The 16,406-nt window shown below is 50.8% G+C and carries 12 protein-coding genes; 9 read left to right on the top strand and 3 right to left on the bottom strand.

Annotated features, from left to right (window positions below; all coding sequences use genetic code 11):
- Positions 1-65 precede the first annotated feature (65 nt).
- The 4 genes from BZG79_RS00415 to BZG79_RS00430 all read left to right on the top strand — a co-directional run bounded on the left by BZG79_RS00415 (position 66) and on the right by BZG79_RS00430 (position 5,068).
- Positions 66-3,254, top strand: coding sequence for a bifunctional diguanylate cyclase/phosphodiesterase (locus BZG79_RS00415; RefSeq protein WP_242414111.1), 3,189 nt, complete (start codon positions 66-68; stop codon positions 3,252-3,254).
- Positions 3,255-3,289: 35 nt separating this feature from the next.
- Positions 3,290-4,069: a class I SAM-dependent methyltransferase gene (locus BZG79_RS00420; RefSeq protein ID WP_077773512.1), complete on the top strand. Its 780-nt coding sequence runs from the start codon at positions 3,290-3,292 to the stop codon at positions 4,067-4,069.
- Positions 4,070-4,375 (top strand): hypothetical protein, encoded by a 306-nt coding sequence (locus BZG79_RS00425; protein WP_077660399.1) that lies wholly within the window; start codon positions 4,070-4,072, stop codon positions 4,373-4,375.
- Between the two features lie 339 nt (positions 4,376-4,714).
- The gene (locus BZG79_RS00430) at positions 4,715-5,068 is read left to right on the top strand and encodes an Hpt domain-containing protein (RefSeq protein ID WP_077773513.1); all 354 of its coding nucleotides are present in this window, start codon (positions 4,715-4,717) and stop codon (positions 5,066-5,068) included.
- A gap of 80 nt (positions 5,069-5,148) precedes the next feature.
- On the opposite strand, the gene gorA is transcribed toward BZG79_RS00430, so the two are convergent.
- Entirely contained in the window at positions 5,149-6,504 is a 1,356-nt protein-coding gene (gene gorA / locus BZG79_RS00435; RefSeq protein ID WP_021022207.1) for a glutathione-disulfide reductase, read from the bottom strand.
- Positions 6,505-6,789: 285 nt separating this feature from the next.
- On the opposite strand from gorA, the gene prlC reads away from it, so the two are divergent.
- The gene (gene prlC / locus BZG79_RS00440) at positions 6,790-8,832 is read left to right on the top strand and encodes an oligopeptidase A (protein ID WP_077773514.1); all 2,043 of its coding nucleotides are present in this window, start codon (positions 6,790-6,792) and stop codon (positions 8,830-8,832) included.
- 73 nt (positions 8,833-8,905) lie between these two features.
- Here prlC and gppA read toward each other — a convergent pair whose 3' ends face one another.
- Both gppA and rhlB read right to left on the bottom strand, forming a co-directional pair.
- Complete coding sequence (gppA, locus tag BZG79_RS00445; protein ID WP_077773515.1) at positions 8,906-10,438, bottom strand: guanosine-5'-triphosphate,3'-diphosphate diphosphatase; 1,533 nt, start codon at positions 10,436-10,438, stop codon at positions 8,906-8,908.
- Between the two features lie 29 nt (positions 10,439-10,467).
- On the bottom strand, positions 10,468-11,778 hold the full coding sequence (rhlB, locus tag BZG79_RS00450; RefSeq protein WP_077461864.1) for an ATP-dependent RNA helicase RhlB: 1,311 nt from the start codon (positions 11,776-11,778) through the stop codon (positions 10,468-10,470).
- Positions 11,779-11,890: 112 nt separating this feature from the next.
- On the opposite strand from rhlB, the gene trxA reads away from it, so the two are divergent.
- The 4 genes from trxA (at position 11,891) to ubiD (ending at position 16,366) form a co-directional block, all read left to right on the top strand.
- Positions 11,891-12,217 (top strand): thioredoxin TrxA, encoded by a 327-nt coding sequence (trxA, locus tag BZG79_RS00455; RefSeq protein WP_021022211.1) that lies wholly within the window; start codon positions 11,891-11,893, stop codon positions 12,215-12,217.
- A 183-nt stretch (positions 12,218-12,400) separates the two neighbouring features.
- Complete coding sequence (rho, locus tag BZG79_RS00460; RefSeq protein WP_021022212.1) at positions 12,401-13,666, top strand: transcription termination factor Rho; 1,266 nt, start codon at positions 12,401-12,403, stop codon at positions 13,664-13,666.
- Between the two features lie 136 nt (positions 13,667-13,802).
- Positions 13,803-14,822 (top strand): hypothetical protein, encoded by a 1,020-nt coding sequence (locus tag BZG79_RS00465; protein ID WP_199877486.1) that lies wholly within the window; start codon positions 13,803-13,805, stop codon positions 14,820-14,822.
- Between the two features lie 74 nt (positions 14,823-14,896).
- A complete protein-coding gene (gene ubiD / locus BZG79_RS00470) occupies positions 14,897-16,366 on the top strand; it encodes a 4-hydroxy-3-polyprenylbenzoate decarboxylase (RefSeq protein WP_077461866.1) in 1,470 nt (489 codons plus the stop codon).
- The last annotated feature ends 40 nt before the right edge of the window (positions 16,367-16,406 follow it).

A 16,406-nucleotide genomic window follows, 5' to 3' on the forward strand; every position in this document is an offset into this window, starting at 1 on the left:
AGGTCTTGTTTTTCGTTAACACGATTGCTTGACCGTTCGGTTAACACCTAATGTAGGGTATCGCGTTGTTTAGTGCGATACCAATCAACCAACAGGAAGTAGATGTGGGGATCAAATACCTTTTAGGCGGTTTACTGTTCTGGGTAGCATTGAGTGTGAGCGCCGCACAAAAAAACGTGCTGGTGGTGCATTCCTATCATCCCAACTTCTTTTGGAACCAAGCTCTGGTCGAAGGACTCGATACTGCCACCGCGGGAGAAGACATTGCGTTTCAACATACTTATCTAGAAATTAAACGTTATCAGTCAGAGGCGTATCGAGAGCAACTCAAAAAACTCTATATCCAAAAGCTAGCGAACCATCAATTCGATGCGATCTTAACCACGGATAATGCCGCACTTTGGTTAATTCATGAGCTACATGCGTTTATTGGTGAAACGCCAGTTGTTTACGCGGGCCTGAATAACTTCGGTCGCCAGCATTATCCGTTGCTCCCTAAGCTAACCGGCGTCAAAGAGGAAGTGGATCTACCGCGCAACTTGGCGTTAATGAAGCGGTTGCACCCTGGTTTAGAGCGCGTTTATGTGTTGCTCGATAATACCTTCTCGAGTCGTCAATACTGGAATGTCGTGCAAGCGCAACTGGCCAGAAACGGTGATTCTGGCATCGACGTCGTGCGCCTTTCTGGTCTCACCTTTTCGGGACTACGCGATAGAATTCAAGCCATGCATGACGGTGAGGCCGTGTTTTATCTTTCCTATTTTAGGGATAGCAACGGACAATTTCTCGATAAACTCAGTGGTATCCGAACGCTCACTCACAATACGCCTGTGCCCATCTATGGTGCCATGAGTTTTATGCTCGGTCAGGGTGTGGTCGGCGGCGTGGTGATAGATGGTAAAAATCAAGGCTACCATCAAGGGAAGCTCCTCCTTAAGACCCTGAGTGGTCAGCTACCCGCCGAACGTGATGGGACCAATATCACCATGTTTGATTACCCGGCACTCAAGCGCTGGCAGTTAGATATTAGCGCGTTTGATGATGTGACGATCACCAATCAACCCGAACCAATATGGCAAACTCATCCGGTGGCTGTGCAAGCGGTCGCCTTGGCTGTTTTGGTGCTGGGAAGCGTGATTGTCATGCTAGCCGCGAATATTCGTCAGCTTCGACGCAGTGAGGCATCGTTGATGCGTCACCGGGCGATGCTCAAAGGGGTGTTTGATCAAAGTAATCAACTGATCGCGTTGTTGGATCAAAATGGCATCGTTGTTTCAGGCAATGCCAGCTTTTATCAGCTGATCGCCGACAGACAGGCGTATGGAGAGCGTCCTTTATGGCTGTGGCCAATTTGGCGTAATCCAGCAAGTTTGGAGCAACACCTAAAACAGATTGGAACCACTCAGCCTCAGCGGTTTGAATTATGTTTGAGCGAAGCCCACCGTGAAGTGATCTTGGACGTGGCAGTGAAAAGCTTTCCCGGTGAACGAGGCCAGCCACGCGTATTACTTGAAGCGCGAGATGTCACCCAACGCAAACAAACTGAAGAGAAGCTACAGCGCAGCGAAATTGAATATCGCATGCTCTATGAGCAACAACCCGTTATTTTGTTAACGGTGGACTACCAGGCGCGCATCCAGTCACTGAACCAATACGCCGCAGATTTATTCGGCCATGAAAAATCGTGCTTACTGGGCCATAAAATCACTGAGTTGTATGTGAGCGACCAGGCGCCACCCCATCGAATGATTAAACGGGATCAGCATAACCAAGAGCAAGTCTGGCGCCGTGAGATTCCGTATCGAGCCGGCAATGGACACACCTTATGGGTTCGAGAAACCATCCGCGCTATGCATAATCAAACTCAGCTAATGGTCGTGGGTGAAGATATTACCGCGCACCGAGAAATGGAAAATCAGCTGACCTACCAAGCGCATCATGACTATTTAACCGGTCTCTACAACCGTAGCTACTTTGAACAAAAACTGGCCGCGGCATTATTACAAGCTCGAGAAGATGATGAGTGCCATGCGATGTTCTATATCGATATGGACCAGTTTAAATTAATTAATGATACCGCGGGCCATGAAGCGGGGGATGAGGCGTTAAAACAAGTGGCTCAGATTATCCGTCAGCACTTGCCGGAAGGGGCGGTACTCTCACGCTTAGGTGGTGATGAGTTTGGCGTTATCGCGTATCATCACGCCGCGGAGCAGTCAGTGATCTGGGGGAGAGCCTTGCTGGCGGTGCTTGCTGACAGTGAGTTCTTCTGGCATGGCAGCCGGATGCGCTTAGCGTGCTCGTTGGGGATTCGTCTGCTTGACCGTACCGCGGGTTCGCCTCAACAAGTTCATGCCCAAGCAGACACAGCGTGTTATGCCGCTAAAGATGAAGGCCGCAATCGACTCCACATTTATCACCCCGATGATGAAGAGCTGCAACGCCGAGAGCAAGAAATGGCTTATGTCAGCCATATTCATGAGGCGATCGCGCATGACCGCTTTGACATCTATGCACAACAAATTGTGGATATTCAATCAGATGCGCAAGACACGCTCTACATTGAAGCACTGGTCAGAATGCGCGACACCAAAGGCGGTTGGTTACCTCCTAGTATGTTTATTCCTGCCGCCGAACGCTACAGCATGGCGCATCAACTGGATACGGTGGTGGTAACCAAAACGCTTGCCTGGTTTGATGCGAATCCCGAGCAAATTGCGAAGTTGGGCAAGGTATCGATTAATCTATCGGGCCGGTCGATTACCCAAAGCGCGTTCGTTGCTTTTCTCCTTGATGCCATTAAACAGACCCAGGTTCCCAGCGAGTGCCTCTGCCTGGAGATCACGGAAACCGCGGCGATCAGTAATATGAGCAGTGCGATCGATCTGTTTTCTCAGCTTAAAGCACTGGGCTGTACCATCGCCTTAGACGATTTTGGTGCCGGCATTTCTTCGTTTGGCTATCTGAAGCGTTTACCGGTCGATATTATAAAAATTGACGGACAGTTTATCCGCGATATTGAGACTGATGAAACCGACTATGCCATGGTGAAAGCCATTCATGATTTAGCTAAGCAAATGGGAAAACAAACCGTGGCTGAATTTGTTGAAAACGCAGCTATCTTGGACAGAGTCAAAGCGCTTGGCATCGACTATGCCCAAGGTTATCACTTTAGTATCCCGGCGCCGTTGAGCGATCAGGTAAAAAAGTGGCGTCCCAGTCGTGAGACAGTGAAGGAAAAAAACCATCTCTGATATAATCGGACCAGCCCCAGCTGTGGAGATCCGATGTGCAACTCAGTTTGATTTGTGACGCTCTTGAAAAAGACGAAGAATTTGAAAGGCTAAAGTCGAAGTGGTCACTCACTCACGATCCTGATTCATCGTTTGCCCTGGTAATGACACAAACGCATCTTGAACTACGCAAGCGCGATGAACCTAAATTAGGGGCAGTGTTTGTTGACTTTGTGAGCGGTGCGGTCGCCCACCGTCGTAAATTTGGCGGGGGGAAAGGACAAGCGATAGCGAAAGCGGTTGGGCTCAATAAGGGGATCACCCCGCGCGTACTCGATGCCACCGCTGGACTGGGGCGCGATGCGTTCGTATTGGCGTCTTTAGGCTGCTCCGTGCAAATGATAGAAAGGCATCCGGTTGTTGCCGCCTTGCTTGATGATGGCTTACAGCGAGCCTATCAGGACCCCGATATTGGTGCATGGATGCAATCACGGATGACGTTATTGCATGCCAATAGTGAGCAAGCACTGACTGACATGGCAAACATGCCAKGTTTGGTGCGACCTGATGTGATTTACCTTGATCCCATGTATCCCCACAAGAAAAAAGCCGCCTTGGTGAAAAAAGAGATGCGCGTTTTTCAATCTTTAGTGGGGGCAGATAGCGATGCAGATGCCTTATTGCTGCCCGCACTTCAACTGGCCCGCAGTCGCGTGGTGGTTAAGCGGCCGGATTATGCGACGCCGTTAGCGGATAGACCACCGCATTCGACCATCACCACCAAGAAAAACCGTTTTGATATGTACATTAACGCAGCGTTAGGCGCGGAGGCGTAAGTGGCCAAAGCTTTATGTAAATGGCGCCGAGGCGAGGTTGAAGCTAACCTATCCTCCTTGGCAATCATCACCACACCGCCACGCGTGGCTTGTAGTAAATGTGCGCGGGTCGCGAGTGAAAAAGGCTACGTCTGTCGTCCTATTTCGCTAGTGAGTGGTGAAGAAAAGAAAGCGAAGAAAGCGTCTGATCACGCCGCTAAAAAAGCTAAAAAAGCTAAAAAAGCCAAACAAAAAGCAGCCAAGAAAGACAAAAAGGGTAAAGCGGATAAAAAGGCCAGAAAGAAGGCTAAGTCGGATAAACCCTAAATCAATATAAACAGCGGACAAGCAAAAACTCCATGGCGTACCATGGAGTCTTTCAGACTTAATCGAGACCTTTTACCATCAATACGGTTAATAGTCCGGTGATGACTGAAACAATCAGACCGGAAACGATTAGCCAAGGCAACATATCCATCATGATTTGCACTCACTTCTGTTGTTATGATTTGGGGGAAAAGCGAGCATGATTGGACCTGAGTTTAACCGCTACCTCAACAGGGTAAACGCAGCTGGTTAACCTTAGTAACAGCTAGAAATAAGATGACTACAAAGTATTCAAAAAGCCCATGTGGCGCATAGGTCTATCAGTACAAAGGATCCAACATGAGTGTCAATCAAGGAAAGGCCGACCTATCGGTTTGGGATAAAGAAGAAGCGTTAAGTCGGTTAATGGACAGTCCGGCGCTTCTTGACGAGGCCTGCCGTATTTTTGTTGAAGAAAGCGAGCAACAGCTTCCGGTGATGGAAAGGCAGTTAGCGGAGGCTAATTACGCCGATTTAGTCCGAGAAGCGCATAAAATGAAAGGCAGTGCCAGTAATTTGGCCGCACTAGAGCTGTATCAGAACGCGTTGACACTAGAGCAAGCGGCCAAGCAAGGAGAAGCCGATCAAGCCACGGCGGCACTGGCGAGTCTTAAAGAAGGCTTGGCTCGCTTCTGTGCGCAGTTGACAGGCTAATTGCTGTAACAAACAATGAATCCCCATAAAAAACGCCGTGTATCGACACGGCGTTTTGATATGAACCTATCTCGCGCGGCTTAGCGCATGGTAACAAACTCTTCTGACCCGGTCGGGTGAATCGCAACCACGCTATCAAAGTCTGCCTTAGTGGCGCCCATTTTCATCGCCACCGCAAAGCCTTGAATCATCTCGTCGACCGTAAAGCCGATCCCGTGCAGGCCCACCACTTTTTCTTCATCGCCAGCACACACCAGCTTCATTTTGCAAGGTTGGCGGTGCTGAGTAACAGCGGTGTACATGGCCGCAAAGCTCGACGTGTAGACTTTTATATTGTCATCGCCATACTTGGCGCGTGCTTCTGGCTCACTCAAGCCAATGGTGCCGATTGGCGGGTGGCTAAATACCACGGTTGGCACCAACTCATAGTCCATTTTGGCATGCGTTTGGCCGTTAAATAGGCGCTCTGATAATAAACGTCCCGCCTTCACCGCAACAGGGGTGAGCTCAATGCCGCCATCCATGATATCGCCGACACAGTGAATATGTGGCACGCTGGTGGTTTGGTATGGGTCGACTTTGATGTAGCCATCTGCCGTGGTTTGAACATCCGTCGCACCCAGGTTGATTTTATCTGTGGTGGGGTGACGGCCAATTGCCCAAATCAAGGTGTCTGTATTGTGGGTGGTGCCGTTTTCAAATGATAGCGTCAGGCTGCCATCGTTCTCTTTGGTAACGGAAACCGGAACATGCTGGGTATGAAGGGTTGGCCCCTCTTTTTCCATTACCTCGACCAAGGTATCTGTCACCATAGGATCGAATGTCCGTAGTGGACGGTCTTTACGCACAAACAAGTGGGTGTCAGAGCCGAGCGCATGTAACACGCCTGCAATCTCCACCGCGATATAGCCGGCACCGACAACAGCCACCCGCTTAGGCTGCTCGGGGAGAGCAAAGAAGCCATCAGAATCGATGCCAAGTTCAGCGCCCGGAATTGTTGGAACAGTGGGCGTGCCACCGACCGCAATTAAGAAGTTATCGGCGGTGTAATGCTCACCATCAACCTCAACCGTGTTGTTGTCGACAAAGCGCGCAAACCCACGGATGACATCGATGTTGTTTTTATCTAAAACATTGTCGTAGGCCTTATGGATGCGGCCGATATAGGCTTCACGGTTATTAACCAGTGTTGACCAGTTAAAGCCTTTCACATCCACATCAAAACCGTAGTCTGACGCGTAGAGGTTAAGCGCTTCTGCGACTTGGGCGCCATGCCACATCACTTTTTTTGGCACACAGCCTACGTTGACGCAGGTGCCGCCTAGGTGTTTTGCTTCAATAAGGGCGACTTTAGCACCGTGCATCGCGGCACGGTTGGCAGAGGCAATACCGCCACTACCGCCACCGATACAGATATAGTCGAAATGCTTCGCCATGTCTTTCTCCATCTTATAGGCACAGGGTGCCACTGGCTTTTATGTCGAGGTCAGCTTGTCCTGTTTGGTGGCGCTTGTAAAGCCACCCACTCTGACCTTCTGAGTATTAGCATACCAAACCGTCAGTGAGGCAGCAGTCTCAGAATCATTTTGTAACGCTCGCAATACAACTTGCTTGAGTCCAAAGGATTGAAAAGTCCCCCTCGAGACGGCATATACACCGTATTGTTTATATATTCCTAGGGCTCGCTTCGTGAGCACCTTATCAGCAAAAAGGAAGGCACTATGTCCAACCCGCTACTTCAATTTGAGGATTTACCTCCGTTTTCGGCGATTAAGCCTGAGCATGTTAAGCCGGCAGTGGAAGCCGCTATTGCTGACTGTCGCCAAGCTGTCGATGCCGCTGCTGGCACTGACCAAGCTAACTGGGCCACTGTTTGCGTACCGGTGACTGAGGCCGAAGATCGGCTAGGCCGGATCTGGTCACCGGTCAGCCATATGAATGCGGTGGTCAATAGCCAGCCATTGCGTGAAGCCTATGAAAGCTGCTTATCGTTATTATCTGAGTATTCAACATGGCGCGGGCAGCACAAAGGTTTGTATCAAGCATACAAAGCGATAAAAGAGAGCGCCGAATTCGAGACCCTAGAGATTGCTCAGCAAAAAGCCATCACCGATGCGCTGCAAGATTTTGAACTCTCGGGCATTGCCTTGCCGGTGGATCAGCAGCACCGATTTGGTGACATTCAAATGCGTTTGTCTGAGCTTTCCTCTTCATTTAGCAATAATATACTTGATGCCACCATGGGGTGGACCAAGTTGATTTCTGACGAGAGTGAACTCGCAGGCTTGCCTGAGTCCGCGCGCCAGGCGGCGAAAGCGCAAGCAGAGGCAAAATCGCAGCAAGGCTATTTATTTACCCTGGATGTCCCCTCGTACCTGCCTGTGATGATGTATTGCGATAATCGTGCRCTGCGTCAACAAATGTATGAAGCCTTTACCACGCGTGCTTCTGACCGCGGCCCGCAAGCGGGGCAGTGGGATAATTCCGAGCTGATGAATGAGTCGTTGCGCTTAAAATACGAACTGGCACGTTTGTTGGGCTTTAATAGCTACAGCGAACTGTCGTTGGCGACCAAGATGGCAGAAACACCAGACCAAGTGATGGGCTTTTTGAATGATTTGGTCGACAAAGCCCGCCCTCAAGGTGAACGCGAGTTTGCCGAAGTGAAGGCGTATGCCAAGCAAGAATTTGGCGTCGATACCCTTGAGCCTTGGGATATTCCGTATTACAGCGAGAAACTCAAGCAAGCGCGTTATACCATCTCCGATGAGGCACTTCGCCCATACTTCCCTGAAGCGCGAGTGCTCAATGGTTTGTTCGAAGTGATGAAACGTGTGTTCGGTATGACGATTACCGAGCGTAAAGGAATCGACACGTGGCATGAAAGTGTGCGCTTTTATGATATTCATGACAGCCAAGGGACGCTGCGTGGCAGCTTCTATTTGGACTTATACGCGCGGGAGCATAAACGTGGTGGCGCGTGGATGGATGAATGCCGGGTGCGTCGTCGCAAAGCGAACGGTGAACTGCAAACACCGGTGGCGTACTTAACCTGTAACTTTAATCCGCCAGTGGGTGACGACCCGGCGTTGTTTACCCATGATGAAGTGGTCACCCTGTTCCACGAATTTGGTCATGGCATTCATCATATGCTGACGCAAGTTGACGTGGCTGATGTCTCCGGCATTAATGGTGTGCCTTGGGATGCGGTAGAGTTGCCGAGTCAGTTTTTGGAAAACTGGTGCTGGGAGCAAGAGGCGCTGAGCTTTATTTCGGGGCATTACCAAACCGGAGAAGCGCTTCCTGAAGACATGCTGGAAAAAATGCTCGCGGCGAAAAACTTTAACTCAGCCATGGGAATGTTGCGTCAGCTCGAGTTTAGTTTGTTTGATTTCCGTCTATTCAGCGAGTTTGATCCGGATGTGGGCCCGCGGATCATGGAAACGCTAAATGCGGTGCGTGAGCAAGTCTCAGTGGTGCCGACGCCTGAATGGAACCGCTTTCCGCATGCTTTTGGGCATATCTTTGCGGGCGGATATAGTGCAGGTTATTACAGCTATAAATGGGCTGAAGTACTCTCGAGTGATGCCTATTCGCGTTTTGAAGAGGATGGGATCTTTAACCGTGACACCGGTGAAGACTTCTTAAACCATATTCTTAGCCGCGGGGGCAGTGAAGCACCGAAAGACTTGTTTGTTCGCTTTAGAGGTCGCGAGCCAAGCCCTGAGGCGTTATTGCGCCATAGTGGGATTGCAGCGGCTTAATTGCCCGCTGAGCTGATTGACAGCGCCAAGGATAAAAAGGCTCACACCATCAAGGTGTGGGCCTTTTGTTTTGCTAAAGGTGTGTGTGCGATAGAGCGTGAGCGTCTTGAGCGTGCACGACGAGTGGCTGTCCAAGGCTTGATTGACGCAGCGCCTCTTGCTCTAGCTCCGCGCGTAACAGTGGGCTAGCGTCAAGCAGTGTGGTATCTAACGCCAAAGTGAGTGCGTCGCCGTCAGCATTGAGTCCGATCATTGGCCGAACGCGACTGTCGCGACGATGGCATAAAATCACAGCTACGCGTAGTAGTCGGAGGAGACGGTTGGCACTGGTGGTGGACAAGGCATGTTGGCCATCAATGCATACCAGTTGTTCACGGTAATAGCGTAACAAGGTGGCAACCAGTTGTTTTTGTGCACGGGTAAAGCCAGGTAAATCGAGATGAGTAATTAAATATGCGGCATGGTCGCCATCATGTTTAAAGCCAATGCTCAACCCAATTTCGTGCACGCAGGCTGCCGCATGGAGCAGGCTACCGGCTTCCGGCTCTGGAATCCATGACGCGGGACACTGATGAAGTAATTCAAGTGCGGTCGCAGCCACATTGATCCCGTGGTCCTCATCAAGCTGATAGCGGGATTGGATACTAGCTATGGTGCGCGCACGAATATCACTGTGACGCATCGCGGTCATCATTTCGTACACCAAACCTTCACGTAGCGCCCCGCCGGCGAGGGTCATGCGAGTCACCTCTAAACACTCAAAAATGGCAATCAAGATGGACAGGCCACTCGGAAAAACCAAGGCCCGCTCGAGCGTTAACCCCTCAATATCCAGTGCGTCCATTTGCCCGCAGGCAATCGCTTGATCGCGCAGTCGGTGAAGCTTTTCCAAGGTGATCACTTCATCCATCCCTTGGGTCACCATAATTTCTTGCAGCGCTTGTACCGTGCCGCTGGCGCCAACACAACAGTCCCACCCCAGTTCGCGATACTGAGCTACCAACGGGGCCAACTCTGCTTTCGCACCGGCGATCGCTTTCTCAAAAGCGGCTTGGTTGAGGACGCGATCGGCAAAGTAGTCTTCTAAAAAAGTTACGCACCCCATATTAAGGCTTTGTAACAAGGTCGGTTCAAACTGCTCACCGATAATCAGCTCGGTGCTGGCCCCGCCAATATCGACGACCAAGCGTTTACCCGGACCACCTGAGGTGTGCGCCACCCCTTGATAGATGGTGCGCGCTTCTTCTTCGCCCGAGATAATCTCGATAGGGTAACCCAGTAAAGTATTTGCCTTGGCTAAAAAGGCATCAGCGTTACTGGCACGGCGCAGCGCAGCGGTCGCGACCACGCGAATATTGTCCGTGTTAAAGTCTTGCAAGCGTTCGGCGAACAGAGCCAAACAATCCCAGCCGCGTTGCATGGCTTCATCGCTGAGCTGTTGTTGGTTATCCATCCCAGCGGCGAGACGTACTTTTCGCTTTATTTTGGCAAGGGTTTGAACACTGCCGGCCACTTGGCGCACCACCAGCATATGAAAGCTGTTGGAGCCTAAATCAATCGCGGCGTACAGCGTCGGTGTTGATGTTGTATTTCCGTGACCACTCATGATGCGCTCTGACCTATGTTTCTTTTCTGTTATGCCGACTTTTGTGGACGGCGGCGCTGCCGGTTGCGGTTGTTGCTGCTGCCTTTATTATTGCTGCTGCCGCTCTTGTTGTTACTACGACGCTGTGTGTTCGGGCGTTTAGCCATTTTCTTTGGCGGCGGCAGATCCTTCAATAGCGCGTTACGATCAAATTCGCTGACCGGAATACTGTGCTCAATGTACTCTTCAATCGCCGGTAAGTTTATCGCGTACTCTTCACAGGCAAAGCTAATTGAGCTGCCACTGGCGCCGGCTCGCCCTGTACGGCCAATGCGATGGACATAGTCTTGCGCATCATCGGGAAGGTCATAGTTAAAAACGTGGGTAACCAAAGGAATATGTAATCCACGTGCTGCCACATCGGTGGCAACGAGCAGGTCCAGTTCGCCGTTAGTAAACTGCTCTAAAATTTTAACCCGCTTTTTCTGAGGGACGTCGCCAGTGAGCAGACCTACGCGATGATTATCGGCGGCTAAATGGGCCCAAATGGATTCGCAGCGATGTTTGGTATTGGCAAAGATGATGGCGCGCTCGGGCCACTCTTCTTCAATGAGGGTTTGTAGCAGCGGCATTTTTTCTTTGTTGGATGGCTGGAAAAGCTCTTCCTTAATCCGATGTCCTGTGATTTGCTCAGGCTCCACGACCACGTGTTCAGGGTTAGTCATGTGCTCAAAGGCCAGCTCTTGTACACGATAGGACAAGGTCGCCGAAAACAGCATGTTTAAGCGCTGGTTGGGGGCCGGCATACGGTTAAACAAAAAGCGAATGTCTTTGATAAAGCCCAAATCAAACATACGGTCGGCTTCATCCAGCACCACTGCCTGAATGCTGTGCAAGTCGATAATTTTCTTTTTGTGGAAGTCGATGATACGACCACAGGTGCCGATTAATATATCAACCCCTTGTTCCAACGTTTGTTGCTGTTTATCGTAACCTTCACCACCATACGCGAGACCGGCGGTGATTGAGGTATTCGCCAAAAGCGGTTCAGCATCGTTATAGATCTGAATCGCCAACTCACGCGTAGGAGCTAGTATGATGGCACGCGGTTGATTTTGTTTACGCGATGCGGGGACATCGGTCGTGAGGAGGTGATGAAACGTCGCAGCGAGGAACGCCAGGGTCTTTCCTGTCCCTGTTTGCGCCTGCCCTGCAATGTCTTGGCCGGTGAGCAGGACCGGCAATGCCAATGCCTGGATAGGAGTACATTCAGTAAACCCCTTGGCATCCAAGCCTTTAAGAACATCGGCGTGCAAGCCGAGCTCGGCAAATTTCTGCTCTGTGATATGCGTCATTTTCATCCGGATAGAATATCAGCTTAGGCTTGCAATACGGAAGCGAATCCAGTCAAATAGTCCCATAATTTACTGGTCGCAATTTAGCCAGTAACTAAAACATGTATTGGAGTAAAAGATGAGCGACAAAATTATGCAGCTAACCGACGACAGCTTTGAGGCAGACGTTCTAAAAGCTGCAGGACCTGTTTTGGTTGATTTTTGGGCAGAATGGTGTGGTCCATGTAAAATGATTGCACCGATTTTGGACGAAATCGCCGAGGAGTATGCAGGTAAAGTCACCATCGGAAAACTGAACATTGACCAGAACGCAGGTACTCCGCCTAAGTTCGGCATCCGTGGTATCCCAACACTGCTACTCTTTAAAGATGGCAGCGTGGCAGCAACTAAAGTTGGTGCTGTGTCAAAAACTCAACTGAAAGAGTTTCTTGACGCTAACCTGTAATGTTAAAGTAACCGTCGCTGCCTCACAGCGGCGGTTGTTTTTCTGTCAACTAGACGATACCCCATTTAGGTGCTACCTTATTGCACGGAATTTGTACTTCTGTTCATCTCTCGAACATGCCACTGGTCTCGACACGCTAACTAATTTCAGACCTCAACTTTGACAAACAAGACACTCACCACTATGAATCTTACCGAACTGAAGACTCAACCCGTCTCGACGCTGGTTGCGCTTGGCGAAAGCATGGGACTTGAAAACCTGGCTCGCTTGCGTAAGCAGGACATTATTTTTTCGATCCTCAAACAGCACGCAAAAAGCGGTGAAGATATTTTTGGCAATGGCGCGCTGGAAATTCTTCAAGACGGGTTTGGCTTCTTGCGCAGCGCAGACAGCTCGTATTTGGCCGGCCCTGATGATATTTATGTCTCGCCCAGCCAAATTCGGCGCTTTAACCTGCGCACAGGCGATACCATCGCGGGTAAAATTCGGCCGCCGAAAGACGGCGAGCGCTACTTCGCGCTACTAAAAGTTAACCAAGTTAACAGCGACAAACCCGACAATGCCCGCAGTAAAATCCTTTTCGAAAACTTAACCCCATTACACGCGAGCGAGCGGATGGTGATGGAGCGCGGTAACGGCTCTACCGAAGACATCACCGCCCGTGTCCTCGACTTGGCATCGCCTATCGGTAAAGGCCAACGTGGTTTGATTGTGGCACCGCCGAAAGCGGGTAAAACCATGTTGCTGCAAAATATTGCTCAGAGCATTGCGTTTAACCACCCTGATTGCGAACTGATGGTGCTTTTGATTGACGAGCGTCCGGAAGAAGTGACCGAGATGCAGCGTCTGGTTAAAGGGGAAGTGGTTGCCTCGACCTTTGATGAGCCAGCTAACCGACACGTGCAAGTTGCCGAAATGGTGATTGAGAAGGCAAAACGTCTGGTTGAACATAAAAAAGACGTGGTGATCTTGTTGGATTCGATCACGCGTTTAGCCCGCGCTTACAACACGGTTGTGCCATCATCGGGCAAAGTGTTGACCGGTGGTGTGGATGCCAATGCGCTCCATCGTCCTAAGCGTTTCTTTGGTGCGGCGCGTAATGTGGAAGAGGGCGGGAGCCTAACCATCATTGCTACCGCGCTGGTGGATACGGGATCGAAGATGGATGAAGTGATCTACGAAGAATTTAAAGGGACAGGTAACATGGAACTGCACCTTTCGCGTAAGATTGCGGAAAAACGTGTTTTCCCTGCCATTGACTTCACCCGTTCAGGCACCCGCCGTGAAGAGCTACTTACCAAACCCGATGAACTGCAAAAGATGTGGATTTTAAGAAAGATCATGCATCCAATGGGCGAGTTTGAAGGGATGGAGTTCTTGATTGGTAAATTGGCGATGTCCAAAACCAATAATGAGTTCTTTGATGCCATGCGGCGACAAAACTCGTAACGGCTAACGCAATAGTGTTAAGCACTGCGCATTCGCAGTGCTTTTTTATTGCTCACCCAAGGCCCAGCTCGCACAATAGACGTGACCAAGGAAAGGTGGCGCCGAACGCGTGACACTGGGCATAGGATTGCAACGGATGGCAAGACGTTACTGTACGATACTGTTGGCTATAGGGCTTGGGATCATGAGCTTATCGAGCCCGGCGGCCTTGGCGGCTAATGCGCCAGCCGCGGATGGTCAGATCGTCACCCAAACCTTTATTGAACAGGTGTTAGATAACGCGAACACGGCTAAAGCCATGCGTACCATGGCTACTCTGCTCGCGAAAGACGATGTCACTGCGCTCAAAGCGCATATTCGTCAGCTTCCGCCGCTCACACGTGAAGCGACACTCTACCGTTTACTCTCTTCACCTTTGCCACTGAACAACGATCATTGGCGACGTTATCTGGCTGAATTGAGTCAGCAACAACCCCATTTTTTGTTACGTCACCAGCAAGACGGCTATTGGGTCACGACCCCTGCCTTCCATTACGCGGCAGCAGCACGCCAACAGTTAAACCGTTATCGGGAGCAACAACTGACCCAAGAGTTAGGCATGTTACTCAGTTATCGCCAATTGGTGATTGCTGACTGGATTAAGCCATCTCAGCCGGGTTATCGACAACGCCGTGATGCATTGGTTGCGATGATTGATGAGTATGACAGCGATGGCTTAGCCTATTTGGTCGAACAATACCTCACTGATCCCACCTTAATGTGGCTACCAGATAACGCGATTTTGGCCGCACTTGCACAAGCGACGGACCGGCCGGCACTGTATGATCGTCTTTGGCGGCGCGGTACCGATCAATACAGCCTCAATGCACTGCATGCTTTGCGTCAACGAGCTAATGATGGGTTTGCGTTGCAACAAATGATGGCCGCCGCAGATAACCCATCGCTGCGTGGCCCCGCGATTCGACAACTGGCGAATCTTTCTCCATTACCCGCGCCAGTCGCTGACTTTTTGATGTCTCAGTTATCATTACGCCAAGGGCAGCAGGTGGCACAATTATTGGTCGAAGCTGGAAAAGATGAGTGGTTAAGTGGATTAGGTGACGAGCTTGGCCCCCTTGGCCGCCAGCACATTGCATCTGCGTTGTCGTCGCGCTAATGTCGACCCTTTACCGATCCGGATACCGGTTTACTTGGTATCATAGAGGCGTCCATTAACTCATTGAGCCTGATATGAAACTTTCCGATCTGCGCGATTTTATTGATTACCTTGAGGCCCAAGGTGAGCTTAAACGCATTACGCAGCCAGTGGATCCTGACCAAGAGATCACTGAGATATGCGACCGCACCCTAAGAGCGGGCGGGCCGGCCCTTCTGTTTGAAAATCCCATCGGGTATGACATGCCGGTATTAGCGAATCTGTTTGGCACCCCTAAGCGTGTGGCGCTCGGTATGGGCCGACACGATGTGCTTGAGCTACGTGAAGTCGGCAAACTGCTGGCCTACTTAAAAGAGCCTGAGCCCCCTAAAGGGTTTCGCGATGCGCTCGACAAGCTGCCTGTGTTTCGTCAGGTGTTAAATATGCCCGCCAAGACCGTGCGTCGTCCGCGTTGCCAAGAAGTTGTGCTTAGCGGCGATGACGTTGATTTGGATAAAATCCCAGTGATGCGCTGCTGGCCGGGCGATGTGGCGCCATTGCTGACGTGGGGGCTGACCATTACGCGCGGGCCGAATAAAAAGCGCCAGAATCTTGGTATTTATCGCCAGCAAAAAATCGGCAAAAACAAAGTGATTATGCGTTGGCTCGCACACCGCGGTGGCGCACTTGATTTGCATGACTGGATGCAAACCCATCCGGGTGAACCTTTTCCTATCAGCGTTGCTTATGGCGCGGATCCGGCCACCATTCTCGGCGCCGTCACCCCCGTGCCCGATACCCTGTCTGAATATGCCTTTGCAGGGCTGTTGCGCGGCAGTAAAACCGAGGTGGCAAAGAGCATCAGTAACGATTTGGATGTGCCGGCGAGTGCCGAGATTGTGATGGAAGGGTATATCGATCCGAATGAATATGCCGACGAAGGGCCTTATGGCGATCATACTGGCTATTACAACGAAGTAGAGCGTCACCATGTATTCACTGTGACGCATCTGACCATGCGCAAAAAGCCGATTTATCACAGCACCTACACGGGGCGGCCACCGGACGAGCCTGCCGTACTGGGTGTAGCCCTGAACGAAGTGTTTGTGCCCATTTTGCAAAAGCAGTTCCCGGAAATTGTCGACTTTTATTTGCCTCCGGAGGGTTGCTCGTACCGGATGGCGGTGGTCACTATGAAAAAACAATACCCAGGGCATGCGAAACGCGTGATGATGGGCGTGTGGTCTTTCTTGCGCCAGTTTATGTACACCAAGTTTGTGATAGTGTGTGACGACGATGTGAATGCGCGTGACTGGAATGATGTTATTTGGGCAATCACCACTCGCATGGATCCCGCGCGCGACACCGTGATGGTGGAAAATACACCGATAGATTCGCTCGACTTTGCGTCGCCAGTGGTTGGCGTTGGCTCGAAAATGGGGCTCGATGCCACCAATAAATGGCAAGGAGAAACCGCTCGCGAGTGGGGCACACCGATCGCGAAAGACCCGGATGTGGTCGCACGTGTCGATGCGATATGGGACGAATTAGGGATCTTAGACTAATCCGGTTGGTATGCGCTAGCATTCACCGTTAATGATAAAA

The sequence above is a fragment of the Salinivibrio sp. MA427 genome, assembly GCF_001996115.1.
GTDB classification, from domain to species: domain Bacteria; phylum Pseudomonadota; class Gammaproteobacteria; order Enterobacterales; family Vibrionaceae; genus Salinivibrio; species Salinivibrio costicola.